The organism is Nocardiopsis sp. TRM 82005, from assembly GCF_056312425.1.
In genome coordinates this window covers 78,644-104,536 of sequence record NZ_JBWDTQ010000004.1, presented here as the reverse complement: position 1 = coordinate 104,536, position 25,893 = coordinate 78,644, and the positions used below count along the sequence as shown (strand labels likewise).

The following is a 25,893-nucleotide window of genomic DNA, read 5'->3' as shown; positions in this document are numbered from 1 at the left end:
GCCGGGGCGGGGGGAGGGGAGGGCGGCGAGGAGGGGCACCGCGCGGAACCCGGCCGTCGAGGGCCGGGCGGAAACGCGAACGCCCCGGAGGGCAGGGCCTTCCGGGGCGTTCTACGACGTGGTCTTAGATACCGACGACGTTCTCGGCCTGCGGGCCGCGAGTGCCGGCGACGACGTCGAACTCCACGCGCTGGTTCTCCTCGAGGTTGCGGAAGCCGCTACCCTGGATCGCGCTGTAGTGAACGAAGGCGTCGGGGCCACCGTCGTCGGGGGAGATGAAGCCGAAGCCCTTCTCGCCGTTGAACCACTTCACAGTTCCCTGAGCCATGTTTTTCTCCTTCAGCTCGGTGTACACGAACGCATACTCACGTCCGAAAATTGCCGCGAGCCGACTCCAAGAGAAACCGCCCGCCGGTCACAAACTCCGCGGGCAAGACACCAACTGCGAAATTCAACGACTAACAATCTTCTCTGAACTTACCACAGCTGAGCGTGCCGACGAAGGGTCTCGATGTGGCAACACGCACGACCCGCGAGGGAATACTCACGGGCCGCGCGGTGTACACGTGTGACGCAAGTTATAGTAACAGCCACATCACGCTCTGTTCGTGAACGTGGGCGCCGCTGCGTCGTTCACGCACTTCAGCGCGGGTGGGCCGTGTCCGGTTCCTGGCCCCTCCCCCTACCACCCGCGACCGCGAAGGTGTACGGCCCGCCGGACGGCGGCACCCGTCCAAGCTGTGCCCCGGACGCCTCCGGGCCGCGTCCGTCAACGTTCGGGGCGAGGCCCCGTAAGAGCACGCGAGCCCACGCACTCACCCTCAAATCCGGATCTTCCTCCCGGATTTCAACATCGAATTCCGTTTTTCGGCAGACGGTGTCGCGGCCACACGAGAAGAACCGCCATACCCTCTCCACCGCGCTGCCGAGACCGGAAAAACCGAGGCGCCCGCCGGGCGGCGGACGCCGCGCGAAGGAAGCGGCGGAGGGCTCAGCCCTGGTCGATCCCCACGAAGTGGTCCTCCTCGGCCTCGATGAGCGGTGCCGACTCCTCGTCGGGCGCCGTCGGCAGGACGACGTCCTCAGGCGGGTTGGCCTCCAGCTCGGCGTCGATCTCCGCCCAGGTGCGGTGCAGCTGCGGCACGCAGGAGAGCAGGTGGCGGCTGTAGGGGTGCATCGGGTTGTCGAACACCCTGGCCGTGGGCCCCATCTCCGCGATGGCGCCCTTGCGCAGGATCACCGACTTGTCGCTGACGTAGTTGCCCAGGGACAGGTCGTGGGTGACGAACAGGATGCCGAGCCCGCGCTCCTTGAGGTCGGCGAGCAGGTTGAGCACGTCGATACGGGTGGAGGCGTCCAGCATGCTGATGATCTCGTCGGCCACCAGCAGCTTGATGTCCAACAACAGCGCCCGCGCGATCAGCAGCCGCTGCAACTGGCCGCCGCTGAGCTGGTGCGGGTACTTGCCGAGGACGTTGCCCGGGTCCAGGCGCACAGTGGCCAGCGCGTCCAGCACCTTCTCCTTCCACACCGCGGCCGGCGTCCGCGGGAAGTAGGAGGTGTGGATCATCTCGAAGACCCGGTCGGCCTTGAAGATCGGGTTGAAGCAGCTGAACGGGTCCTGGAAGACCCCCTGCACCTGGCCGTAGTACTCCTTGCGCGCGGTGTGGCCCCGGATCGTGGTGATGTCGGTGCCCTCGAAGGTGATCCGCCCGGCGGAGGGCTTGGACAGGCCCAGCACCATCTTGCCGATGGTGCTCTTGCCGCTGCCGCTCTCACCGATCAGCGAGACGACCTCGCCCGGCTCCACCGTCAGGTTGACGTCGCGCACGGCACGCAGGCGGCCGCCGCCGAAGGCGCCCACCCTGTACACCTTGTGCACGTGACTGAGTTCCAGCACGGTCTGACTCACCCCGTCTTCCAGCATGCGGCCCAGTGGCCGGGTTCGATCTCCACCAGCGGCGGCTGTTCGGAGCACTTGGAGAATGCCATCGGGCAGCGGTCCTTGAACCGGCAGCCGGTGGGCGGGTCGAGCAGGCCCGGCGGGGTGCCGGGGATGCCCTCCAGGCGGCCCTGCGCCGTGGTGGATCCGACCTCGGGCAGAGCGCCGATGAGCATCTGGGTGTAGGGATGCTTGGGCTCGTTGATGATGGTCGAGGCGGGTGCCTTCTCCACGACGTGGCCCGCGTACATCACCATGATCGTGTCCGCCATCTGGTACACGAGCGAGATGTCGTGAGTCACGAAGATCATGCTCTTGACGTATCCGCGGTCGCGGAACTCCACCATCGACTCGGCGACGGCCCGCTGCGTGGACACGTCCAGGGCCGAGGTGACCTCGTCGGCGATCAGCAGCGACGGGTCGAGCAGGGTGGAGATCACCATGACGACGCGCTGCTTCATGCCCCCGGACAGCTCGATCGGGAACCGGTTGAGCACGTCGGTGTCCAGGCCGACCAGTTCCAGCCGGCGGTTGAGCTCGTCTGCGATGTCGGCGGGCCGGACACCGCGTGCGCGCAGCAGCTCGTTGACCATCCGACCGATCTTGCGGGTGGGGTTGAGGGCGCTCATCGCGTACTGCGGGATGAGCGAGATCTCGTGGTAGCGGAGGGGGACCATCGCGTTGTCGTCCGCGATGGGCACGTCCTTGCCGTCCAGCTCGATGGTGCCGTCCACGTGGCGCATCCGCGAGTCCAGGCGGATCATGCTCTTGCCCAGGGTGGTCTTGCCGCAGCCGGACTCGCCGGCCAGGCCCATGATCTCCCCGTCCGCGAGGTCGAACGTGACACCGTCGAGGGCGTGAACGTCCCCGCGCAGGGTCTGGTAGTAGACCTTCAGGTCATTGACGCGCAGGGTCATTACAGCTCCCGCAGCTTGGGGTTGAACACTTCGTCCAACCCGACGTTGAGGATGTACAGCGAACCCACGATCACCGTGATGCCGAGCCCCGGCGGGATGAACCACCACCACATGCCGAGTTGCAGGGCACTCCAGGCGACGGCGCTCTCCAGCATCAGGCCGAGGGACACGCCGTTCGACGGGCCGAGACCGATGAAGTCCAGGCCGGCGGCAATCAGGATGGCTCCACCGAACAGCAGGATGAAGGACATCACCAGGTAGGAGCTCATGTTGGGCGCGATCTCGGTGGTGATGATCTTCCACGTGCGCCGGCCGCTGAGCCGGGCCAGGTCCACGTAGTCTCGGGTGGCCAGCGACAGCGCCTGGGAGCGCACCGCGCGCGCCGCCCACGGCCACGAGGTCAGTCCGATGAACAGGCCCTGCACGAACAGGCCGCGCGCGTCCAGGTAGGCGATCGCGACGATGAGGACGACCATGGCGGGCAGGACCAGGACCACGTTCGTGATCATGTTGAGGATCTCGTCGACGATCCCGCCCTTGTACCCGGCGACGAAGCCGACCGCCGTGCCGATGACGAAGGCGACGCCGCCGCCGAACACGCCGATGATGAACGTGGAGCGCACCCCGTACACGAACTGGGCCCAGATGTCCTGGCCGAACGTGGTGGTGCCGAACCAGTACTCGCCGCTGGGCGGCTGGGTCTGGGGACCGACGTACTGGTTGGGGTCGTGGTCGACGAAGAACGGGCCGATGATCCCTAGCAGCAGGAAGCTCAGGACGACGCCCAGTCCGATGAGCAGCTTGGGGTTGCGCCGGGCGAAGTGCAGGGTCTCGGAGACCTTGCGCTCGCCGGCCGGCTCGGGAGAGCCCGCGGAGTCCGCGGTTCCCGGTGCTCCGGCGACACTCGTCATGAGGAGCCTCCCGTCATCTGGACCCTGGTGCGCGGGTCGATCAGCACGTAGACGATGTCGATGATGAAGTTGGCGATCAGCACCCCGACGACCACGAACAGGAAGATTCCCTGGAGCAGGAAGAAGTCCCTGCTGTTCAGGGAGTCCAGGATGAGGCTGCCGAGGCCGGGGTAGCTGAAGACGATCTCGGTGAGCAGGGAGCCCGCGATGATCGTGCCCAGCTGGACCGCCAGACCGGTGATCTGCGGCAGCATCGCGTTGCGGAACGCGTAGCGGCGGATCAGCTTGCGCGGTGCGCCGAGTGCCTTGAGGTAGTTGGCGTAGTCCGCCTCCAGCTCGTAGATGATCATGTTGCGCATGCCGATCGCCCAGCCGCCGAGCGCCACCAGGAACATGGACAGGAACGGCAGGAACCAGTGGGCGATCAGGTCGGAGATGAACATCCAGCTGAACTCGGGGCGCAGGGAGAAGCTGTAGCCGCCGGAGGCCGGGAAGACGCCGGCGACGATGCCCAGGCTCCATGCCAGCAGCAGGGCCAGCCACATGTACGGCGTGGCGGTCAGGATGTACCCGACCGGAAGGACCGTGTTGTCCAGGATCTTGCTTCGGGCGGCGAAGGCGCCGAAGCGGTTGCCGACGATCCAGCTGAGCAGGATCGCGGGGAGCAGCAGACCCAGGGTGTAGGGCACCGACCGCAGGATGACGTCGGTGACCGGTTCGGGGTAGAGCATCACGCTGATGCCCAGATCGCCCTGGAGCAGGCCCGACCAGAAGTTCAGGTACTGCTCGAGCAGCGACGCGTTGAGTCCGAATACCTCCTCGTAGTAATTGGTCATGGTCTCCAGGGCCTCGGGGTCGCCCACCGAGGCACGGGAGAGCATGCTCTGGACCGGATCGCCCGGCATGAAGCGCGGAATCATCCAGTTGATGGTGACCGCGACGATGAACGTAAGCAGGTAGACGAAGAGCTTACGACCGATGTAGCGCCACACACGTTCCTCCAGGTGATGGCGGCGGACAGTCGAGCGGCCCCGGCGGGGCGCGGTGCGGACCCTGTGGGTGATCCGTACCGCGCCCGCTCGCCCGGGGCTCCCCCGGCCGGGCGTCTCTCGCGCCGTGCCTCGGCCGGGGGTGGGGAGTGGTCGGCGGAAATGGTGGGGGGCGGCTCCCCCGCCCCTACTCGACCGGTTCGATCTCCGCGAGGGTGGTGATACCGCCCTGCTCCAGCCAGCCGTCCCAGAGAGTGGCCGCGCTGTTGGGCGTGCCGTCGTGCTCACTGGGCCAGTTGGTCCAGGTCGAGTTGTTGGACTGCGCCCAGAGGCCGTTGTACCAAAGCGGGATGGCCGGGAGCTCCGTCAGGTGGATCTCCTGCAGCTGCGAGGTGATCTCGGCCGCGCCCTCGACGTCGTCCACGGGCACCGACGCGAGCTGCTCGGTGAGGTCCCACGCCTCCTCGTTCTCGTACCGGTGGAAGTTCACCGTGGTCTGCTGCTCCTGGACGGGCAGCTGGAAGAGGTAGTCGTAGTAGGTCCACGGCGTGTTGCTCAGCTGCCGCTCGTTGTTGATGACCAGGTCGAACTCACCGGTGTTGCGGTTGTCCCTGAGCAGGCCCTCGTCGGGGAACTCGGCCTCGATGTTGATGCCGACCTCCTGCGCGTTCTGCGCGATCAGGCGGGCGGCCTCCATCCAGTCGGTCCAGCCGGAGGGGACCTCCAGGGTCAGGGTGATGGGCTCTCCGTCTGGCGTCTCGACGAAGCCGTCGCCGTCCTCGTCCAGGTAGCCGGCCTCCTCCAGGAGGCCCACCGCCTCGCCCGCGTCGTACCTGAAGCCTTCCTCCTCGACCATTTCGTGGTCGATGTAGTCGTCCCACTCGGGCAGCAGGCCGGTGGGGCTGGCCGGCTGGACGAGGTTGGCGTAGGGGCCCTCGACGATCTCGGTGAGATCGATGGAGTGGGCCAGGGCCTGGCGGAAGGCCACGTCGTCGAGCGGGGCACTGGAGGTGTTCGGCACCAGCCACGCCGTGTTGGCGCTCTTCATGTACGGGGGACCGTCGTGGAAGCTGGTGACGTTCTCGTCACTGTTGAGGACCTGGTCGATTCCGGGAAGGAAGTTGTTCGAGAGGTCGATCTCGTTCTGGTTCAACATGCCCATCGTCACCTCGTTGGAGGCGTTGACGATGTCGATGATGTAGCGCGCGTCCATGGACATGTCGAGGGCCTCGGTGGCCCACCAGTCATCGTTGCGCTCCCAGACCATGCGGTCGTCAGTGTGCGACTCATAGCCGTAGGGGCCGGTACCGACGGGGTTCTCGTTGGAGCTGTCGGTGACCGCGGTCTCCTCCATGTCCTCCCAGATGTGCGCGGGGAGGATGGGGTTGGCGTAGGCCCAGTTCATCCACTCCTGCGGACGGCTCTCCGAGAAGTTGACGGTGACCGTGCGCTCGTCGGAGGCCTCGACGCTCTCGACGTAGTCCCAGACGTTGCTGTAGGAGACCCCGTCGATCTGGCCGAGTTCGAGCGTGGCCACGACGTCGTCGGCGACCAGGGGCTCTCCGTCGCTCCACGTGATGCCCTCACGCAGGGTGATCTCGTGGGCGGTGTCGGAGACCCACTCGTCGCTCTCGGCGAGCCAGTGCACGTACTCGCCGGTCTCCGTGTCGTAGTGGAAGAGCGGCTCGTAGACCAGACCGATCGTGCCGACCGCGTAACCCCCCCTCATCATGGGGTTCCAGCTGGTCGGCGCTGTCCATGCCGTACCCGTGGTGTACAGCGTCTCGTTCCGGGGGTACTGTCCCGAACCGCCGCCGTCGTCCCCGCCGTCACCCGAACACGCAGTGGCCGCGATGACCAGTGCCGCGAGTGCCGCCGGAAGCCGCAGAGTTTTCATCTCGACTCCTCCTTCCACCCGGCCGGCCCGTGGGGGGACTCCCCCTCCATGACGCGGAGGGGTGGGAGCGCTCCCAGTAGTGAGCGCGCAGGGCCGTTGCTGAACCGGGTAAGTGACGTTAACAACAACACGTCCGCTGGAAGCCCGTCAATGCCCAACACTTTGCTGTTATCCGCTTGTAACAGCACAGATGCGGGTATGTCGGTAGGTTTACTCCCGTCAAACCGGCCGCACAGGCGCGCTCACGCCCTCCGGGCAGGGCGGACGGGGGCCGCGCGTTCGGCGGATCCCCCGGCGGATGACGATCGGGTGTCAATCCCGCGGTCATCTCGGGGACACCGGATCACGTCCTCAGGGGACCGGTGCTCGCCCGCGGGTACAGCTCCCCACGGGAGGCCTCCCGGTGCTCCGCCGACCCGCCCCCGATCGCCGTACCCAGCATCAGCGCGGCCTGACGGCCGTAGGAGACGACGTCACGGGCGATCGCGGTCAGCGACGGGCGGACCAGCCGGCACAGCACCGAGTCGTCCCAGGCCACGATGGACAGCTGGGAGGGCACGTCGACGCCCATCTCGCGGGCCACGCCCAGCCCGGCCACGGCCATCAGGTCGTTGTCATAGACCAGGGCGGTCGGCCGGTCCGTGGTGGCCAGCAGCCTGCGTGTGGTCTTCGTGCCCGCCTCACCCGTGTAGTCGGCGTAGACCGAACGGGCCTCGCCCAGGCCGGCCTGTTCCGCCGCGTCCAGGAAGGCCCTCCCCCGCGCCCGGGTGTGCATGAACTCCTCCGGGCCCGCCACCTGGACGATACGCCGGTGGCCGAGCGCGGCCAGGTAGTGGACGACCTCGCGCATGGCGCCGGCGTCGTCGGTGTACAGGCAGGGCAGGGAGCCCACGCCCCCGGGTCCGCCCAGGACCACGGTGGGCAGCGAAAGGTCCTCCACCACCCGGATCCGGGGATCGTCCACGCGCAGGTCCACCATGATCACACCGTCGACCCGGCGCTCGGCCGTCCAACGCCGGTAGGCCGCGATCTCGGCGCGCATGTCCTCTGTGACCTGTAACAGGAGGTCCACTCCCGACGAGGCCAGCTCCGTCTCGATACCTGAGACCAGCTGCATGAAGAAGGGTTCCAGGCCGAGTGCGTGGGCGGGGCGGTCGACCACCAGGCCGATCGCGCCGACCCGGCCGCCGGGCGAGAGCGCCCGTGCCGGGCTGCTGGGCGCCCATCCCAGGTCACGGGCGATCCCCATGATGCGCCCACGGGTCTCCTCCGAGACACCTGGGCGCCCGTTGAGGGCGTACGACACGGCACCCTTGGACACCCCGGCGGCCTTGGCGATGTCCATGATGGTCGGACGCCGCATCAGTCCCCCCATTCGTCCCCCTGATCACAGAAAACTGAACCGGTTAAGCAGACGGCTAGGGATTGTACTGCATTGACTTTATGTACTTATTCCGACAAAAACCCATCAACCCCTCGGGCCTCCCTGGCACCCGGGGCACCAGTAGAGGGTCCGCCCGGACAACTCGGAGGAGGCGATCGAGGAGGAGCACACGCGGCAGGGGTCGCCCGTCCGGTAGCAGACGTAGAGGGTGTCCGGTCGTGGCACGGGCAGTGCGTCGGGGTCGGGGCGGTGTTCGGGCAGGGTGGTGATGATGTAGCCGTCGCGCACTCCGTCGCGGAGCAGCCCGGAGAGATCGTTCCACAGCCGCGCCCACTGGTCGGACGTGAGGTCGCGTCCCGGAGTCATGGGGTCCAGGCCGGCCCGGAACAACGACTCGGCACGGTAGATGTTGCCGATCCCCGCCACCACGTCCTGGCGCATGAGCAGCGCGGCGATGCTGCTCCGGGAGCGGCTGACCACGTGCCAGGCCCGCTCGGGGTCGGCGTCCTCGCGCAGGGGGTCGGGACCCAGGCGGGCCTGGACGGCCCGCTTCCCGTCCTCGGTGATGACCTCACAGGCCGAGGGCCCGCGCAGGTCGGCCCACCCGGAGGAGTTGACCAGCCGGGCGCGTACCGCGCCGACCGGTCCGGGCGGCAGGACGAGGCCCTCCTCGTCCCGGACCAGTTCCGGACGGGCGCCGCCCCCGGCCCGCGGCGCGCCCAGGTGGCGTTCGCCGTCGGCGTCGCCGAAGGACCAGGCGCCGTACAGGCCCAGGTGGACCCGCAGCCACTCCCCCGAGTCGAACCCGAGGAAGAGGTGCTTGCCGTGCGCCTCACTCTCGGTGAGGACCCTGCCGTCCACACGGGCGGCGCCGTCGGCGAAGCGGCCCTGCGGGCTGGTCGCGCGCACCATGCCGCCGCCGAAGGTCTTGTCGAAGTGCGCCGCCAGCCGGTGCAGCGTATGGCCCTCAGGCACCCGTGCTCCCCTTCTCCCGCCGACCCGCCTCGGTGGACGAACCACCATGTTCCGGGCGTCCGGCTCCAGGGTAGTGCTCCTCCGGTCGCCGCCGGTCGGGGCCGGATCGGCCGATGCGTCAGTGGGCGGTGAGGATCTCCTCGACGAGGACGCGCCGGTCGGCCAGACAGCGCCATGCGGGCACCACCACCACGGGGTCCCCGGTGGCGCGGTTGAGCGACTCCCCACGGGCGAGCAGATGGCGCAGGGCACGGCCGTCGGCCTCGCGGTCGAGCAGGAGCAGCAGGCGGCGGGAGCCGAACCGGACCACCATGTCGGCGGTCCACCCCTCGACCGTCTGTTGGAGGGTCACCTCCGTGCCCACCCGGCGCAGCTCCTCCACCAGCGCGGCCGCGGCCGGGTCGGTGCGCACCGCGCAGGTGCCCGAGGCCATCGCGTCCAGGTCACCCAGCGGCCCGTCGTCACCCGACCAGTACCTCCGGTCCCCCACCGCCACGAGCCGCTGGCGGGTACGGGTCAGCACCGACGACCACAGGTGGCCCATCCGGCGGACCCGGCGCTCGGCGGTGGCGGGAGCACCGGAGGTGAGCACCGGCGAGAGCACGGTGACGTCCACCGCGTCGCGGTCGCAGCCCAGGAGGTCCGGGCCGCCGATCCGCACCTCGTGGCGAAGGACGTGCTTGCGCAGCAGGCGGCGGATCAGGGCCACCTGGGGCTGGGTCGGCGCGACGACCGCGACCACACGGCCACGCGGCAGGTGCTCGTCGATCTCGTCCACCACCACAGCCACCCGGTAGGCCTCGTCCCGGTTGACGTAGGAGGCCCCGGGAGCCGCCTCGCAGACCCCGGTGACCTCTCGCCACTCGAACGCCGGGCCCCCGGTGGGGTCAGGGGTGGTGCGCACCGCGAGCCTGCCCCCGTAGCAGTGTTGTGAGGCGGTCTCGGCGAGCCGGGGCGGCGCCCCGTCGTGCTCGTCCAACCACAGCATGGGCGGCGCCGCCCGGCACAGGGCGCGCATCGCCGAACCCGTGCCGTGGCGCAGTCCCCGGTCGTCCAACTGGTCCGCGGCCAGACCCGCGGCGGCCAGCGCCCGGCGCTCCTCGTCCGGCTCCAGTGAGCTCGTCGGCCCCGGGTGCGCGGGGTCGCCGAAGACCACGGCGCGGTTGGCGCGGTAGAGCACCGGCAGCAGCTCAGCCGCCCGGGAGCGTTCCGTCCCGACCACGATGACCAGGTCGAACAGGCCCGCCTGCGGAGGCAGTGCCCTGACCTGGCCGGTTCGGCACACCCACGTGGGCAGGGTGTCGAGCAGGTTGCCCAGTCCGAGCCAGCTGTTGCCGTGCTGCCAGTTGAGGGTCTCCAACCGGCTCTCGACGGCGGAGCGGCCCCGCCACAGCCGGGGTTCGGCGACCGCGCGCAGGCATGCGGCGCTGGACCTGCGGTGCCGGGCCAGGGAGTCGGCGAGCTCGGCGGTCAGCTCACCCAGCGGTGCGCAGCGGGTGCGCCGGTCCACCGCCGACCGCCACTCGCTCTCCATGCGGGCGACCGCGCACAGCCGGGCGAGGCTGTCGGGGTCGGTGTCCACCCCCAGCTCCCGGCGGACGGCGCCGCGGTGGTGCAGCCCCGTCAGGCCGCCCGCGCTGGCGCGTTCGGCCCGGTGCAGCCAGTACTCGGGGCCGCCCCGCTCCGGGGTGAAGAGGGAGTCGGGGTCCCAGCCCTGGGCGGTGACGCGGCCGCGCTCCTCGGCCAGGCGGGCGAGCGCGTGCCCTCCGGAGGCCATGGTGTCCATCGCACGCCACACCTCGCGGACCCTCGCCCAGTTCCCGGCCAGGTCCGACCAGTGGGTGGCGGAGTCCTCCTCGCCGGGATCGGCGGGTGCGGTGGGCAGGCTCCGCGCGTGCTCGGTGAGGAGCCGGGTGAGCAGCAGCACCTCGGCGGCACGGTGCTCGTGCCCGCCGACGCGGACGAGGGGGTGCGCGGGCGAGGTGTCGGCGCGGGCGATGGTCTCGGTGACGTCGGTCTCGGTGCGCCCGCACACCAGGACGCGCTGGCCGTTGCTGACGGCGGTGCGGACGAGGGCGTCGACCAGGTCGTGTACGCCGCTTCCGGGGGGAGAGGCGGCCACGGTGAGCTGTTCGCGCATGGCGGCGCGCAGGACGGTGTACTGGGACTGGTTGAGGGGGGTGGCGCAGACCGGGACGGCCAGGTCGTCGGTGTCCTCGTCGGTTTCGAGGGGCGGAGGGACGGTGCGGGCCGCGTTCCGGGGGCTCCCCCGGCCGCCGCGGAAGAGCCGTCCTGATGAAGCGGCGCCGTCGGTCCGCCGGGCCATCGCGGTCTGCCCGAGCAGGGACTCCAGCGCCGTCCCGCTGATGTCGTCGGGGTTGAGGCCGTCGCGGTCGGAGGGGTCCAGGTCGGCGAGAACGCTCTCGACACCGTCCGGGTCGTGCTCGTCGGCCTCGTGCTGGCCGCCGGGTCCGGCGCGGAGGAACACCGCGACGTTGTGGGCGCCGTCGGTGCCGGTGCGCGGGGCACTCCGGGTGCCCAGGGGCGCGATGTCGTCCACCCTCTCGACCTCCAGCCGGGCGAGCAGGGCGCGGACCTTGGCTGCGAGTTCGGCGACGGCGGCGGGGCGCCGCACGGGATCGGGCGCCCCGGAGCGCAGCCGGGTGCGCAGTTCGAACAGGTCCTCGGGGTCGGTGACGCCGAGCCTCTCCAGGAGGGCCGGGTTGACGTCGGGTGGACCGACCGCCCGGACCAGCGTGCCCCCGCCCGGTTCGGCGCGGAGGTCGCCGGTGTCGTCCACCGCCAGTACGTCCACGGTGAGCAGGGGCAGGGCGACGCGGTCGGCGCCCTCACCCAGGAGCACGAGCGGGTAACCGTAGCGCGGTGCCTGCCCTCGCCTCCGGGCCAGGCGCAGGACCCGGGCGGCCTCCGGGGGCAGCGCGAGGGTCTCCCGGGCTCCGCTGAACAGGACCTCGGGGCCCGCGGGTAGGCAGGCACAGGTGTCGGAGCCGAGGCCGTGGGCGCGGACGGAGTGGGTGTGCACGGCCTCGCGGCGCAGACAGGCGCGCAGGTAGGCCAGGAGGGAGCGCACCTCGGAACGGTCGATCGGCGGTTTCCAGCGCAGTGAGGCGGTACCGACCCCCGACCGGCTGACCTGGCCGGGTGCGTCGGGGAGGATGTCGGGCACCCCCGGTCCCGCTCCCGGCGCGTACCCGAGCTCGTACTCGTCGTCCCGTAGTGACCTCAACGTCGCCCCCCGCCCAGCCGTCGTAGCCGGGTGATTACTCTCTGACAGCAAGGCCCATTGTGGTGGATGGACCGGCCCCGAACCCTCCGAACGCCGGAACAAGTTTCAACTTTCGCGTTGAACGGGGTGTGGCCGGTGCGCCGGGCATCCGCCTCAGGGGGTGGGCGCGCGGCCGGCCCCGGTGCCGTGGACGCGCAGGGCGATCCAGAGCTCGGTCCGGTAGTCGGGGTCGTCGAGGTTTCCGGGCAGCAGGTCGCGGATGCGCCGCATGCGGTAGCGGAGCGTGTGCCGGTGGACGCCCAGAGCCTCCGCTGCCGCGTCCCACCGGCCCGAGGCCGCGAGGTAGGCGCGCAACGAGGCGAGCAGCTCCGCGGAGGTCCGCTGCCGCAGGAGCGGGGCGAGCAGGTCCCCGGCCATGCGGGCCCCGTCGGGGGTCTCCGCCAGGCCGAGCAGGCCGCCGGGCAGGTCACCGGTCCTGAGCAGGCCCTCACCCGCGTCGCGAGCGGCGTCCAGCGCGCGCTCGGCCTGGGACAGGGCCGCGGACAGCTCCGCGTAGGGGGAGGGATCACTCACGCCGACCGGCCCCTCCAGCACTTCGCCGACCACCTCCGTGTCCGTGCCGGCGGGGGCCAGCAGCAGCGCGCGTCCGCGGTGCTCGGTGACCAGGACGCCCTCGGGCGGGTGCGTCGGCCCGACCCCCTCGGCCACCGCCACCACGACGGGTTCGGTGGGAAGGACCTCCCGCAGCCGCTCCGCTCCCGGGTGGAGGGGGTCCAGGGCCCCGGTGAGCAGTGCCGCGAGCACCCCCTCGCGCACCCGGGCGGTGACGTTGTGGGCGGTGCGCTCCAGTTCGAGGGAGAGCAGGGAGACCGCGGCGTTGACCAGGGTGCGCTCGTCCGAACCGAGCCGTCCGCCGGTACCCACGGCGAGGAACCCGCGGACCCTTCGGCCGATGGACAGGGGCTGCACGGAGACGTGCTCGCCTCCGGAGTCCAGGGAGACGCTGGCGCGCATACCCGCCTCGCGCAGCCGGTCGAGCTCGTCGGCCAGCCCGGCGGCGCGCGCGGCGGCCCGGGCGGGAGCGGCGTGCCGGGCGGTGCCGTCGGCGGACAGCAGCAGGACCCAGGCGCCGAGGTCGCGGGCCAGCCGGTCCACGACCGCGGGGGCTCCGGTGAGCGCGGCGCGGGTGAGGTCGCGCTGGGCGGCGAAGGCCCGGCTCAGCCCCTCGTACTCCTCCTTGGCCAGGAGTCGGGAGACCTCCTTGCCGATCGCGATGAAGGGGGTCTCCCGAGCGACCTCCAGCAGGGCGAGGCCGAACTCGTCGGCGGCCTCACGGAGCTGGTCCGGGGTCTCGTCCAGGACCACGCCGACGGCGAATCCCAGGCCGGCGATTCGGCGCTCGGCCAGACGGCGAGCGTAGTCGCGCAGGTCGGGGATCTCGGTGGCCCAGCGCACGCCGGTGGTGAGGAGGAGTTCGCCGCCCGCCAGGTAGGGCGTGGGGTCCTCCAGCTCGCTGACCGCGACCCACTCCACCCGCCGGTCCAGGTTCTCCTGCCCGGTGAGCAGGTTCAACCGCAGACGCGGTGTCCGCATCAGGGCGCCCAGGGTCGGTGGCATCCGCTTCCCTCCTACTCCGTCTGCCGGTCGAGGCGGTCCCGTCCGGCGGACGGGATCAGGCGCAGGCGGGCCTTGCGCTTCCAGCCCGGCGGACATGCACCGTCCGAACCCTGACGCGTTGGCGCAAGGCTCTGCGTCGATTATCCACCGTGTCCATGTGTGCGGGGCTTCACGCGCCCTAGTGTCATGCAGGCCGGGGAGCCCACCCCCGGCCTTCCCACTCCCCGTCCACCGCAGAAGGAGGCAGCCGCATGGCACCGACCGAGGTCGCCCAGTCCCGCCGGGTCGTCACCGAGATCCCCGGCCCCAAGTCCCGCGCGATCCAGGAGCGCCGCCGTTCGGCCGTCGCCCAGGGCGTCGGCAGTGTCCTGCCCGTCTACGTCGAGCGCGCGGGCGGCGGCATCGTCGAGGACGTCGACGGCAACGCCCTGATCGACTTCGGATCCGGCATCGCCGTGACCAACGTCGGCAACGCCGACCCGCGCGTGGTGGAGAACGCCGCCGAACAGCTCAGCCGATTCACGCACACGTGCTTCATGGTGAACCCGTACGAGGCGTACGTGGACGTGTGCGAGGCGCTGAACCGCGTCACGCCCGGAGACCACGAGAAGCGGTCGATCCTGCTCAACTCGGGCGCCGAGGCGGTCGAGAACGCGGTGAAGATCGCCCGGAGCGCGACCGGACGCCAGGCGGTGGTGGTGTTCGACCACGCCTACCACGGCCGCACCAACCTCACCATGGGGTTGACCTCGAAGAACATGCCCTACAAGCAGGGCTTCGGCCCGTTCGCCGGTGAGATCCACCGGATGCCGATGGCCTACCCGTTCCGCTGGCCGACCGGGCCGGACGGCTGCGGGCCCGAGGCCGCCGCCATGATGGCAGACCAGATCACCAAGCAGATCGGCGCGGAGAACGTGGCGGCCGTGGTGATCGAGCCGATCCAGGGCGAGGGCGGCTTCATCGAGCCCGGCACCGGTTTCCTCCCCGCGCTGGCGGAGTTCTGCCGGGTGAACGGCATCGTGTTCGTCGCCGACGAGGTGCAGACGGGCTTCGCTCGTACCGGCCACATGTTCGCCAGTGAGCACGAGGGCGTGGTCCCGGACCTGGTCACGACCGCCAAGGGCATCGCGGGCGGTCTGCCGCTGGCCGCGGTGACCGGTCGTGCCGAGCTGATGGACGCCGTGCACGGCGGCGGTCTGGGCGGCACCTACGGCGGCAACCCTGCGGCGTGCGCCGCCGCGCTGGCCGCCTTGGACGTGATCGAGTCCGACGGCCTGGTGGAGCGGGCCCGCGAGATCGGCGACCTGATGCTGGGCCGCCTGCGCGAGCTGGCCGCCAAGCACGAGGTCATCGGCGACGTACGCGGACGCGGCGCGATGATCGCGATCGAGCTGGTCAAGGACGGGGACAAGACGCCCGATCCCGAGTCGCTGGCCAAGGTGCTGTCCTTCTGCCACTCCCGCGGCCTGGTGCTGCTGAGCGCGGGCACCTACGGCAACGTGGTCCGCATGCTGCCGCCGCTGGTGATCGGTGATGAGCTGCTGCACGAGGGCCTGGACATCCTGGAGGAGGCCTTCGCCCAGCTGTGAGGTCCGGAGCCGGGGCCGTCCTAGCGGGTGCCCCAGGCGTAGGTCTGCTTGCGCAGCTTGAGGTAGAGGAACGTCTCGGTGGTGGACACGGTGTCGACGGCGCGGATGTTCGCCAGGATGTCCAGCAGTTTGGGGTCGTCCTCGGCGACCACCTCGACCATCAGGTCGAAGGAGCCCGCCGTGATCACCACGTACTCCACCCCCTCCAGCTCCGCGATGGCGTCGGCGGCGGCGTTGAGGTCACCGGTGGTGCGCACGCCGATCATGGCCTGGCGGTTGAAGCCCAGCATCATCGGGTCGGTAACGCCCACCACCTGGACCACCCCGGCTTCCAACAGGCGCTGCACGCGCTGGCGCACCGCCGCCTCCGACAGACCGACGGTCTTACCGATGGCCGCGTAGGACCGTCGGCCGTCCTCCTGGAGCACCTCGATGATGCGTTTGGCGGTGTCGTCGAGGACAACGCCGTTGGCTCTGCGCGTGGGGCTGGGGTCAGGCTGCTCGGTCAACGGGCCCCTCAGCTTTCAGTAGATGGAATCCGGTTTCTGCAAGTGCGCTGACCAGCGGATTTGATTGCCACCCGCGCACATGACAACGGATTCCAAGGTACTGCACACGTGTGAGGGATGGGACACACGAGAGGCCGGGGCCCTACTCCGCCCCGCGGTGGGCTGGCCGGCCGCCGGTCCAGCGGTCGTCGCGGACCGAGTCCAACGACAGCAGGGCCACGTGCAGGGACAGGCAGATCTCCACCGACTCCAGGTCCGCGTCCAGCACGTTGGAGATCCGCCGCAACCGGTCGTAGAAGGCGGGCCGCGAGAGGTGGGCGTGTCCGGCCGCCAGCGCCTTGTTGCGGCCCGCTCCCAGATAGTGGCGGAGCATGTCGGTGAGGTCGCTGCCGTGCCGCGCGTCGTGGTCCAGCAGCGGCCCCAGTTCGCGCTCGACGTAGGTCTGTAGCCGCTCGTCGTCGCGGAACAGGTGCAGCAGGCCGCGCAGGTGCAGGTCGGGCAGCCGGTAGAAGGGGCGCCGGTCGTTCTGGCGAACGGCCACGTCGCCGACCTGCCGGGCCTCCAGGAAGGAGCGCCGCACCTCGCGGATGCCGTCCACGGAGGAGCCCACCGCCAGCACGGAGGTACCGCCCATGGTGGTGCGCACCCGGTCGGCGAGCATGTGCAGGGTCGTGTCCAGGCTCTGGCGGCCGGGCAGGGCGAGCAGGACGCCCACACGCAGATCGTCGAGCGAGCCCACCAGGGCGGGCAGGCGCAGCTCCCGGCAGGCGCGTGCGGCGCCCTCGGCGGTGTCGGACAGGCGCGCCTGGGCGGCCAGACCGGTGCCGCTCTCACGCAGGCGCAGCACCAGCCCCACCAGTTCGCGGCCCTTGAGCGGCACGCCCACCGCCCGGGCCCGGACCAGCGCCTCCTCCGGGTCGGAGTAGGCGCGGTCGATGATGCCCGCGATGATCGTGCGGTGCGTCTGCCGCTCCAGGCTCTCCTGGTGGCGCTCCAGCAGCCTGCCCAGGGCCAGGGTGGTGGCGGCGCGTTCGATGAGCATGCTCTGGCGGGGGGTGGGGCTGGCCCCCACGATGAGGATCAGCCGCCCCCAGTCCTGGCCGCGCGCACCGACCGTGGTGACCAGCCAGCCGGTGGCGGGTGTGTGGACGGTGCGCGAGCCCGAGCGGGCCGCGCGCGACCGGCTCTCCCACGAGGTGAGCAGGGTGCCCGGGTCCTCGCCGTTGAGGTCGCAGGCCAGGACCTGGTGGGTGAGGTTCTCCAGGACCACCGGGCAGCCGGAGAGCTGGGCGACCTCGTGCAGGATGCGTCCGGCGTCGGCGCCCTCCACTGAGAGCTGGGTGAACACCGAGTGCAGCTTCTCGGACTCGCGCAGCTCCTCCAGCTGTTCGTTGACCACACGGATGTGCACGGCCTCGGTGATCTCCACGAAGCGGGCCTCGCGGTCGAGCAGGATGACCGGCACACCCGCGTCGCGGGCGGCTCCGAGGAAGGCGGGCGGGAGCTCGGCGTGGTACTTGCGGCCGAGCTCGACCGCGATACCGCTGACCCCGGCCGCGGCGAGGTCGTCGATGTAGCGGCGCAGCGCGTCGGGGTCGTCCGGCATGGCGATGCCGGTGCTGAGCACCAGCTCACCGCCCCGGAGCAGGTGGGCGAGGTCGGTGACCTCCGCGATGTGGACCCAGCGCACGGCCACGTCCAGGTGCGTGGAGCCCACCACGACCCGGGGGCGGGCGCGCTGGAGGGCGGGCAGCTGGAGGACCTCGGCAAGGGTAGGAAGCACAGCCCCATCCTAGAGGCGCGGAATCGGACGTAGCGTCAAATTACAGACTCAGCCTTTTACACTTTGTACACCGATGAGCGCTTCCGTCCCCAGGTGGCAGCACCACGCGGAGGGCTTTACATGCCGTAAGCCCAGCCAGCATCTTGTCAACACGCTGATCCTGGCCAAGCGCGGGAGGCCGGGCGAGACTGGGGGCATGTCGGAACTTCTCTCGCGCCACCACGCGGTCATGCCTTCCTGGCTGCCCCTGTACTACGAGTCCCCGCTGGAGATCACCAGCGGCAAGGGCGCCCGTGTCACGGACGCCGACGGCAACACCTATCTGGACTTCTTCACCGGCATCGTGACCAACATGCTCGGCTACGACGTGGCCGAGGTGCGCGAGGCCGTGGAGCGCCAGATCGCCAAGGGGGTCGTGCACACCTCCACCCTGTACCTCATCCGCAACCAGGTCGAGCTGGCGGAGAAGATCGCACGCCTGTCGGGGATCCCCGACGCCAAGGTGTTCTTCACCAACTCCGGCACCGAGGCCAACGAGACGGCCCTGCTGCTGGCCACGTACGCGCGCGGCAGCGACGAGGTGCTCGCCATGCGCGGCAGCTACCACGGGCGCTCGTTCGGCACCGTGGCGGTAACCGGCAACCGGGCGTGGAAGAACTCCTCGCTGTCGCCGCTGAACGTGCACTACCTGCACGGCACCGACCACGCCGCCCCGGCCTTTCGCGGGATGACCGACCAGGAGTACATCGAGGCGTGCGTCGCCGACCTGCGCGGTGTGCTGGACACCGCCGCGCCGAACGTGGCGTGCCTGATCGCCGAGCCGGTCCAGGGCGTGGGCGGGTTCGCGATGCCTCCGGACGGACTGTACGCCGCCTACAAGGAGGTGTTGGACGAGCACGGCATCCTGTTCGTGTCCGACGAGGTGCAGACCGGGTGGGGCCGCACCGGCACGAGTTTCTTCGGTATCGGCAACCACGGCGTGACACCGGACGCCATGACCTTCGCCAAGGGCTTGGGCAACGGCTTCGCCGTGGGCGGCGTCGTGGCGCGCGGTGACCTGATGGACCGGCTGGGCGCGCTGGGCGTGGCCACCTTCGGAGGCAACCCGGTGTCGATGGCGGCGGCCGGGGCGACCCTGGACTACGTCCTGGAGCACGACCTCCAGGAGAACGCGCGGCGCCAGGGGGCACTGGTCCTGGAGGGCCTCAAGGCGCTGACCTCGCTGCCGAGCGTGCGGGACGTGCGCGGCAAGGGGCTGATGTTCGCCGTGGAGATGGTGGACCCCGCCACCGGAGCGCCGTCGTCGCCGCTCGCCGGGAAGGTGCTGGAGGCCGCGCGCGAACGCGGACTGCTGGTGGGCAAGGGCGGCGTGCACGGCAACGTCATGCGGATGGCACCGCCGATGACGCTGTCCCAGGAGGAGGCCGTGGAGGGCCGCGACACACTGCTGGACGCGGTGCGCGCGGTGGACTCCGGGGCCTGAGCGGGCCCCGGGTGTCGATGTAGTCCGGGGTTCGCGCTTCGGCGACCCCCGTACGAGCAAGCGGTCACCCCGCCTGTGGACAAGGAAGAGAGCAGTATGAGCAAGCACGTCACCCACTGGATCGGCGGGGCCGCCTACGAGGGGGCGGCCCAGCGCCGTGGGGACATCCACAATCCGGCGTCCGGCCAGGTCACCGGCACGGTCGGCCTCGCGGGACCGCAGGAGGTCGACGCGGCGGTGACCGTGGCCCGGGAGGCCTTCCCGGGGTGGCGCGACACCTCGCTGTCCAAGCGGGTCAAGATCCTGTTCCGCTTCCGCGAACTGCTCAACGGCAACAAGGAGCGACTGGCGGAACTGATCAGCGCCGAGCACGGCAAGGTCTTCTCCGACGCCCTGGGCGAGGTGGCCCGCGGCCTGGAGGTCGTCGACTTCGCCTGTGGCATCCCGCACCTGCTCAAGGGCGGCTACTCCGAGAACGTGTCCACGGGCGTGGACTCCTACTCGATCATGCAGCCGCTCGGTGTGGTCACCGGCATCACCCCGTTCAACTTCCCCGCGATGGTGCCGATGTGGATGTTCCCGGTGGCCGTCGCCTGTGGCAACACGTTCGTGCTCAAGCCCAGTGAGAAGGACCCGTCCACGGCCGTCGTACTGGCCGAGTTGTGGGCCGAGGCGGGGCTGCCGGACGGGGTGTTCAACGTGGTGCACGGCGACAAGGCCGCGGTCGACGCCCTCCTGGAGCACCCGGACGTGGCGGCGGTCAGCTTCGTGGGCTCCACACCGATCGCCCGGTACATCTACCGGACCGCGGCCGAGCACGGCAAGCGCGTGCAGGCTCTGGGCGGGGCGAAGAACCACATGGTGGTGCTGCCCGACGCCGACCTGGACCTGGCCGCGGACTCGGCGGTCTCGGCCGGGTTCGGTTCGGCGGGCGAGCGGTGCATGGCCATCTCGGCGGTGGCCGTGGTGGACTCGGTCGCCGACGAGCTGGTGGAACGCATCCGTGAGCGTGTGGCGCGCCTGCGCGTGGGCCCCGGTGACGACGACCGCAGCGAGATGGGCCCGCTGGTCACCCGCGAGCACCGGGACAAGGTCGCCTCCTACCTGGAGTCGGGTGTGCGCGAGGGCGCGACCCTGGCGATCGACGGCCGGGTGCACCCGGTGCCGGGCGGGGCCCCGGAGGGGTTCTGGCTGGGCCCGTCGCTGCTGGACCATGTCGGTCCGGAGATGTCCTGCTACAGGGACGAGATCTTCGGCCCGGTGCTCAGCGTGGTGCGCGTGGGCGACTACGACGAGGCCGTGAAGCTCGTCAACGACAACCCCTACGGCAACGGGACGGCGATCTTCACCAACGACGGCGGCGCCGCGCGGCGGTTCCAGAACGAGATCGAGGTCGGCATGGTGGGGATCAACGTCCCCATCCCGGTGCCGATGGCCTACTACTCCTTCGGCGGCTGGAAGCAGTCGCTGTTCGGCGACTCGCACGCGCACGGCACGGAGGGTGTCCACTTCTACACCCGCACGAAGGCGGTCACGGCACGCTGGGCCGACCCGGCCCGACAGCCCGAGAGGGGAGTCAACCTGGGCTTCCCGACCAACGGTTAACCAGGGGTTCACCGAAAAAGCGGACGGATCTGGCTCACTGTCGGTCGGCGGTGTACGACACGGAGTATCGTTGTCACCAGGCGCCCCTCACGGGGCGTGGCCGGCGCCGCCGGCCGGTACAGAATCCATCCTGGGAAAGGCGCGCTCATTTCCCCTCCTCCCCGATGGAAGCGGGCGCGCCAACGGAAGCGCTCCGGGTCCGCCTCTCCCCCTGGACCCGGAGCGCGACCGTCTCCTCGCTACCTGGCCGCGAACAGCCGTTCACCGACGGGAACCCGGGGCTCCGCGCCGATGATGCCCGCGCACTCCTCACAACCGAACACGTAGCTTCCGTCCGGCAGCTCACCGAGGACCCGGCGAGGCCGGGGCCACTTGGTGTGGCAGACGACGCAGGCATCCCCCATGCACTGCGTCCAGCTCAGCGAGCTCGGATCGTAGACGTAGGCGTCGGCTGTAGGCGGCGTGTCTGGCTCGCACATCATGCTCGTTCCGCGCAATGTCCTTGCTCCCCCCGTGGTTTAGGACAGTCTGGCGGGCCGATAGTTACCGGCTCTTTATTGAATCAGAAGCTTTGGGTGCCTGGAAGGTTCCGGACCGATTTGCATCACATCATGCAGGTGAATCATAACCGTAAGTGACGAACCCTGGGAAGGCCTTGCCCCCTAGGAAGATTTTCATCCGTTTTACCCGAGTATCTACCAAGCAGTAGCGTTCCGGGGGCTCAGTCCTCCACTCGCGCAGAGACCGAAAAACGGCGCAGCGCCAGAGCCGGATTAATCTTTCGCACTTCTTCCACACGAGCGGCCGAAACCCCGGCCGAGGCAACGGCAGAGGTCTGTTCCCCCAGCGCCGCGAGCGGTGTTCCCATGGGGTCGACCACCATGCTGTTACCCGCACCCGTGGGCGCCGCCTGCCCGGAGGCCGCCACGTACACGGTGTTCTCGATGGCCCGCGCCCGCGCCAGCGTCCGCCAGTGCTCCTCCTTCAACGGTCCCGGCACCCACTGCGCGGCCAGCAGCAGCACATGCGCACCGGCGTCGACGATACGCCGCGTCACCTCGGGGAAGCGCAGGTCATAGCAGGTCTGCAGGCCGAACACCACACCGTCCAGAGTGAAGGTCTCCGGCTCCTCGATCGGACCGGGCCGCAGCACGTCCGACTCCTTGGCCCCGAACGCGTCGTACAGGTGGATCTTGCGGTAGTGCGCGACCTGCTTCCCCTCCGGGGAGAGCGCCACGAGCGTGTTGGTGAAGCGGGTGGCGTCGCCGTCCTCGGCCTCGTTGACGCCCAGCACCAGGTGCACGCCCTCCCGGCGGGCGGTGTCGGCCGCCGCGGCGACGAAGGGGCCGCCCAGGGGCTCGGCCGCCGCCACATAGCGGTGGTCGGTGCGCGAGGCGGTGAACATCGTGTACTCGGGGAACAGGACCACGTCAGCGCCCTCGGCCGCGGCGCGAGCGGTCAGCTCCGCCACCGAGCGCTGGTTCTCCGCCTTGTCCTGACCAGGGGCGAACTGGGCGACCGCGACCTGCACCATCGGACCTCTCCTCGTCGGCGTGGGGCGCTCCGGCAGGAGCCGTGCCCCGAGTGTACGACCAGCCCCCGGGGCCGCGGCCGCGCCGGGAGGGGCCGGGCACGGAGCAGCCTCCCCGGCAAGGGGCGGACGGCGTGCGCCCGCCCCTTGCCAAGGACCTGAACATGCGTTTAATGTACTGAACATGGGTTCAGCCACGCCGTCCGACCGTGAGTCGGACCTGACAGCACGCGCCCGCATCCGTGACGCGGCCATCGAGTGCTTCGGCCAGCACGGGTTCGGCGTGACCGTGCGCTCGATCGCCGACCAGGCCGGGGTCTCCCCCGGCCTGGTGATCCACCACTTCGGGTCCAAGGACAAGCTCAGGCAAGCCTGTGACGACCACGTGGTCGCCCTCGTCAACGAGGTCAAGACGGAGACGATCACCAGCCACGACAGCCAGACCTTCCTCCACCAGTTCGCGACGGTGGAGGAGTACACCCCCTACATCGCCTATGTCTTCCGAGCGGTCCAGGCCGGAGGGCCGTTCGCGGTCTCCCTCTACGAGCGCATGGTCGCCGACGTCGAGCGCTACCTCGCCGCGGGCGAGGCCGAGGGCACGGTCCGTCCGAGCCGGGACCCGGCCAAGCGGGCCCGCTGGATGGCCGCCAACTCCTTCGGTGCGGTGCTCGTGCTCATCACCATGCAGCAGCCCGGACAGCAGATCGACTTCGCCCGGGTCATCCGCGAGTGGTCGGAGGAGCACATGCTCCCGGCCCTGGAGGTGTACACCGAGGGCCTGCTCACCGAGCGCACGATGCTCGACGCCTACCTCACGTACGTCAGTGACCCTCCCGAGGAGTCCAGCTGACCGCACCGAACCCCCGACCACGATCCCCACCGCGTACAGAGGAACCCCGACCATGCCATCAACCGCCATCGAAGTCAGCGGCGTCGACAAGTACTTCGGCCGCTTCCAGGCCCTGGACAAGCTGGACCTGACCGTCCGCACGGGCCAGGTCGCGGGCTTCCTCGGGCCCAACGGCTCCGGGAAGTCCACCACCATCCGCGTCCTGCTCGGCCTGCTCAGGGCCGACGCCGGATCGGTCAGCCTGCTCGGCGGCGACCCCTGGCGGGACGCCGTCGCCCTGCACCGCCGCCTGGCCTACGTACCCGGCGACGTCACCCTGTGGCCCAACCTGACCGGCGGGCAGGCGATCGACCTGCTCGGGCGGCTGCGCGGCGGGCTCGACACCGCGCGCAAGGGGGAACTGCTGTCCCGGTTCGAACTGGACCCGACCAAGAAGGCGCGCACCTACTCCAAGGGCAACCGGCAGAAGGTCGCCCTGGTGGCCGCGCTGGCCTCCGAAGCCGAGCTGCTCGTCCTGGACGAGCCCACCTCCGGCCTGGACCCGCTCATGGAGGCCGTGTTCACCGAGTGCGTCCTGGAGGCCAAGGCCCAGGGCCGCACCGTGCTGCTCTCCAGCCACATCCTGTCCGAGGTGGAGAAGCTGTGCGACACCGTCACCATCATCCGCAAGGGGCGCTCGGTCGAGTCCGGGACCCTGGACGACCTGCGCCACCTGACCCGCTCCACCGTGCGCGCCACCGTCGCAGGTGACGCACGGGCCCTGGAGGGCGCCGAGGGAGTGCACGGCCTGCGCGTCGACGGCGGCACCGTCACCTTCGACGTCGACAACACCCACATGGGCGCCGCCATGCGCACGCTCACCGGCCTCGGGATCCACTCCCTCGTGAGCAACCCGCCCTCCCTGGAGGAGCTGTTCATGCGCCACTACGGCGACGAGCTGGCCGCGCGGGGCGGCGACAGCGACGGGAGCGCGGCGGCATGAGCGCTTTCACCGGCACCGGCGTCCTCGTCCGGTTCATCCTGCGCCGCGACCGCGTCCGGCTGACGGTCTGGGCCCTCGCCCTGGTCGGCACCGTCGCCGCGACCGTTCCGGCGCTCAACGACATGTTCTCCACCGACGCCCAGCGCCAGGCCCGGGCGGCGATCATGGACACCCCGACCGGGGTCGTCTTCGGCGGCCCCGGGTACGGGTTGGACGACTACCAGCTCGGCCCGATGGTCGTCAACGAGCTGACCATGAGCATGCTCATCGCCCTGGCGGTCATGAGCATCCTGCATGTGGTCCGGCACACCCGCGCCGAGGAGGAGAGCGGGCGCGCCGAACTGCTGCGCGCCAACGTCCTCGGGGCGAGCGCGCAGATGACCGCCGCGCTGGTCACCGTCTCACTCGTCAACCTGCTCATCGGCGGCCTGACCACCCTGGCCCTGGTCGGCAACGGACTGGGGACCGCCGGCTCGGCGGCCTACGGCCTGGGCCTGGCCCTGGCGGGTATCTCCTTCGGCGCCATCGCCGCCGTGTGCGCCCAGGTCGTGGAGCACGGGCGCAGCGCCGCCGGACTGGCCTTCCTGGCCATCGGAGTGCTGTTCATGTCCCGGGTCGTCGGCGACATGGCCGAGGAGGGCGGCAACGCGCTGTCCTGGCTCTCGCCGTTCGCCTGGGCCCAGCAGACCCGCATGTTCCACGACCTGCGCTGGTGGCCGCTGACGCTGTACGCGGCCCTCATCGTGGTGCTCTTCGCCCTGACCTACGCCCTGGCGAAGCGGCGCGACCTCGGAGCGGGCCTGGTCGCCGCCCGGCCCGGCCCGGCCGGCGCGGGCGGGCTGCTCAACGGCACGTTCGCACTGCACCTGCACCAGCAGCGCGGGGCCGTCATCGCCTGGACGGTCGCCACCTTCCTCTTCGCCCTCTCGTTCGGCTCGCTGGCCACCGAGGTGGAGGGGATGCTGGAGGAGAACCCCGACCTGGTGGCCATCGTCGGGGGCGCCGCCGACGACGCCACGAAGGGCTTCCTCGGCGTCATGGGCGGCTACGTGCTGATGGCCGCCTCGGCCTACGCGGCCCTCTCGGTGCTGCGGGCACGGACCGAGGAGACCTCCGGCCGCGCCGAGCTCACCCTGTCCACGGCCGTTGGCAGGGTCGGCTGGTTCGGCAACGCCCTGCTGGTCAGCATGCTGTCCTCGGCGCTGATCGTGGTGGTGGGCGGGCTCGGCATGGGCCTGAGCGCGTCCGCGGCCCTGGGCGACTCCTCCTGGACCTGGACGATGGTCGTGGCGGCGCTGGCCCAGCTGCCGGTGGCGCTGCTGTTCGCCGCGCTGGCCGCGCTGCTGGTGGGGGTGGCGCCGCGCCTGATCCCACTCGTGTGGGCGTGGCTGGGCTACAGCCTTCTGACCACGATGCTCGGCGGCATACTCGGCCTGGACGACTGGCTGCTGAACCTGAGCGCGTTCGAGCTGCTGCCCAAACTGCCGAACGAGGAGTTCGACGCCGTTCCGATGGCCGCCGCGCTGGTGGCCGTGCTCGTGGCCGGCGCGGTCGCCCTGGCGGGCTTCCACCGCAGGGACCTGGCCACCGCCTGACCGGGGCGGGCCCCGCTCGGGCGCGCCGTCGGACTCGCGGGCTCCGGCGGCGCGCCCTCTCGCGCTGGCTGTGGCCGGGTCGCCCGG

20 protein-coding genes are annotated in these 25,893 nt (G+C 70.4%); 6 read left to right on the top strand and 14 right to left on the bottom strand.

Going from position 1 to position 25,893, the window contains the following annotated elements; genetic code table 11:
* Positions 1–124 precede the first annotated feature (124 nt).
* From AC0T5L_RS01800 to AC0T5L_RS01755, 10 genes are all read right to left on the bottom strand, one after another.
* On the bottom strand, positions 125–328 hold the full coding sequence (locus AC0T5L_RS01800; protein WP_077691661.1) for a cold-shock protein: 204 nt from the start codon (positions 326–328) through the stop codon (positions 125–127).
* 663 nt (positions 329–991) lie between these two features.
* Positions 992–1,900, bottom strand: coding sequence for an ATP-binding cassette domain-containing protein (locus tag AC0T5L_RS01795; protein WP_476163679.1), 909 nt, complete (start codon positions 1,898–1,900; stop codon positions 992–994).
* A gap of 8 nt (positions 1,901–1,908) precedes the next feature.
* Positions 1,909–2,859, bottom strand: coding sequence for an ABC transporter ATP-binding protein (locus tag AC0T5L_RS01790; protein WP_476163551.1), 951 nt, complete (start codon positions 2,857–2,859; stop codon positions 1,909–1,911).
* Positions 2,859–3,770, bottom strand: coding sequence for an ABC transporter permease (locus AC0T5L_RS01785; protein WP_476163550.1), 912 nt, complete (start codon positions 3,768–3,770; stop codon positions 2,859–2,861). Before AC0T5L_RS01785 ends, AC0T5L_RS01790 begins: the two co-directional genes overlap by 1 nt.
* Positions 3,767–4,762 (bottom strand): ABC transporter permease, encoded by a 996-nt coding sequence (locus AC0T5L_RS01780; RefSeq protein WP_476163549.1) that lies wholly within the window; start codon positions 4,760–4,762, stop codon positions 3,767–3,769. The genes AC0T5L_RS01785 and AC0T5L_RS01780 overlap by 4 nt, the downstream gene beginning before the upstream one ends.
* A 184-nt stretch (positions 4,763–4,946) precedes the next feature.
* Positions 4,947–6,656 carry an ABC transporter substrate-binding protein gene (locus AC0T5L_RS01775; protein ID WP_476163548.1) on the bottom strand — a complete coding sequence of 570 codons (1,710 nt, stop codon included), beginning with the start codon at positions 6,654–6,656 and terminating at the stop codon, positions 4,947–4,949.
* 343 nt (positions 6,657–6,999) lie between these two features.
* Positions 7,000–8,019 (bottom strand): LacI family DNA-binding transcriptional regulator, encoded by a 1,020-nt coding sequence (locus tag AC0T5L_RS01770; RefSeq protein ID WP_476163547.1) that lies wholly within the window; start codon positions 8,017–8,019, stop codon positions 7,000–7,002.
* A 105-nt stretch (positions 8,020–8,124) separates the two neighbouring features.
* Positions 8,125–9,015 (bottom strand): Fpg/Nei family DNA glycosylase, encoded by an 891-nt coding sequence (locus tag AC0T5L_RS01765; RefSeq protein ID WP_476163546.1) that lies wholly within the window; start codon positions 9,013–9,015, stop codon positions 8,125–8,127.
* A gap of 118 nt (positions 9,016–9,133) precedes the next feature.
* On the bottom strand, positions 9,134–12,262 hold the full coding sequence (locus AC0T5L_RS01760; RefSeq protein WP_476163545.1) for a DNA helicase: 3,129 nt from the start codon (positions 12,260–12,262) through the stop codon (positions 9,134–9,136).
* A 153-nt stretch (positions 12,263–12,415) separates the two neighbouring features.
* Positions 12,416–13,879 carry a PucR family transcriptional regulator gene (locus tag AC0T5L_RS01755; protein WP_476163544.1) on the bottom strand — a complete coding sequence of 488 codons (1,464 nt, stop codon included), beginning with the start codon at positions 13,877–13,879 and terminating at the stop codon, positions 12,416–12,418.
* Positions 13,880–14,130: 251 nt separating this feature from the next.
* Between AC0T5L_RS01755 and gabT the strand changes: the two genes are divergently transcribed.
* Positions 14,131–15,468, top strand: a complete 1,338-nt coding sequence (gabT, locus tag AC0T5L_RS01750; protein ID WP_476163543.1) for a 4-aminobutyrate--2-oxoglutarate transaminase — start codon at positions 14,131–14,133, stop codon at positions 15,466–15,468.
* Between the two features lie 20 nt (positions 15,469–15,488).
* On the opposite strand, the gene AC0T5L_RS01745 is transcribed toward gabT, so the two are convergent.
* Both AC0T5L_RS01745 and AC0T5L_RS01740 read right to left on the bottom strand, forming a co-directional pair.
* Positions 15,489–15,977 (bottom strand): Lrp/AsnC family transcriptional regulator, encoded by a 489-nt coding sequence (locus AC0T5L_RS01745; RefSeq protein WP_476163542.1) that lies wholly within the window; start codon positions 15,975–15,977, stop codon positions 15,489–15,491.
* A 142-nt stretch (positions 15,978–16,119) separates the two neighbouring features.
* Complete coding sequence (locus AC0T5L_RS01740; protein ID WP_476163541.1) at positions 16,120–17,760, bottom strand: PucR family transcriptional regulator; 1,641 nt, start codon at positions 17,758–17,760, stop codon at positions 16,120–16,122.
* A gap of 196 nt (positions 17,761–17,956) precedes the next feature.
* On the opposite strand from AC0T5L_RS01740, the gene AC0T5L_RS01735 reads away from it, so the two are divergent.
* Both AC0T5L_RS01735 and AC0T5L_RS01730 read left to right on the top strand, forming a co-directional pair.
* Positions 17,957–19,243 (top strand): aspartate aminotransferase family protein, encoded by a 1,287-nt coding sequence (locus AC0T5L_RS01735; RefSeq protein ID WP_476163540.1) that lies wholly within the window; start codon positions 17,957–17,959, stop codon positions 19,241–19,243.
* A 96-nt stretch (positions 19,244–19,339) separates the two neighbouring features.
* Complete coding sequence (locus AC0T5L_RS01730) at positions 19,340–20,848, top strand: CoA-acylating methylmalonate-semialdehyde dehydrogenase (RefSeq protein ID WP_476163539.1); 1,509 nt, start codon at positions 19,340–19,342, stop codon at positions 20,846–20,848.
* A 239-nt stretch (positions 20,849–21,087) separates the two neighbouring features.
* Here the strand turns inward: AC0T5L_RS01730 and AC0T5L_RS01725 are convergent, their stop codons facing one another.
* The gene (locus tag AC0T5L_RS01725; RefSeq protein WP_476163538.1) at positions 21,088–21,330 is read right to left on the bottom strand and encodes a hypothetical protein; all 243 of its coding nucleotides are present in this window, start codon (positions 21,328–21,330) and stop codon (positions 21,088–21,090) included.
* A 239-nt stretch (positions 21,331–21,569) separates the two neighbouring features.
* On the bottom strand, positions 21,570–22,382 hold the full coding sequence (locus AC0T5L_RS01720) for a carbon-nitrogen hydrolase family protein (RefSeq protein ID WP_476163537.1): 813 nt from the start codon (positions 22,380–22,382) through the stop codon (positions 21,570–21,572).
* A 181-nt stretch (positions 22,383–22,563) separates the two neighbouring features.
* On the opposite strand from AC0T5L_RS01720, the gene AC0T5L_RS01715 reads away from it, so the two are divergent.
* The 3 genes from AC0T5L_RS01715 to AC0T5L_RS01705 are packed head-to-tail and all read left to right on the top strand — an operon-like array spanning position 22,564 to position 25,806.
* Positions 22,564–23,229: a TetR/AcrR family transcriptional regulator gene (locus AC0T5L_RS01715; RefSeq protein WP_476163536.1), complete on the top strand. Its 666-nt coding sequence runs from the start codon at positions 22,564–22,566 to the stop codon at positions 23,227–23,229.
* A 52-nt stretch (positions 23,230–23,281) separates the two neighbouring features.
* Positions 23,282–24,211, top strand: a complete 930-nt coding sequence (locus tag AC0T5L_RS01710) for an ABC transporter ATP-binding protein (protein ID WP_476163535.1) — start codon at positions 23,282–23,284, stop codon at positions 24,209–24,211.
* Positions 24,208–25,806: an ABC transporter permease gene (locus AC0T5L_RS01705; protein ID WP_476163534.1), complete on the top strand. Its 1,599-nt coding sequence runs from the start codon at positions 24,208–24,210 to the stop codon at positions 25,804–25,806. The genes AC0T5L_RS01710 and AC0T5L_RS01705 overlap by 4 nt, the downstream gene beginning before the upstream one ends.
* Positions 25,807–25,893: the final 87 nt, after the last annotated feature.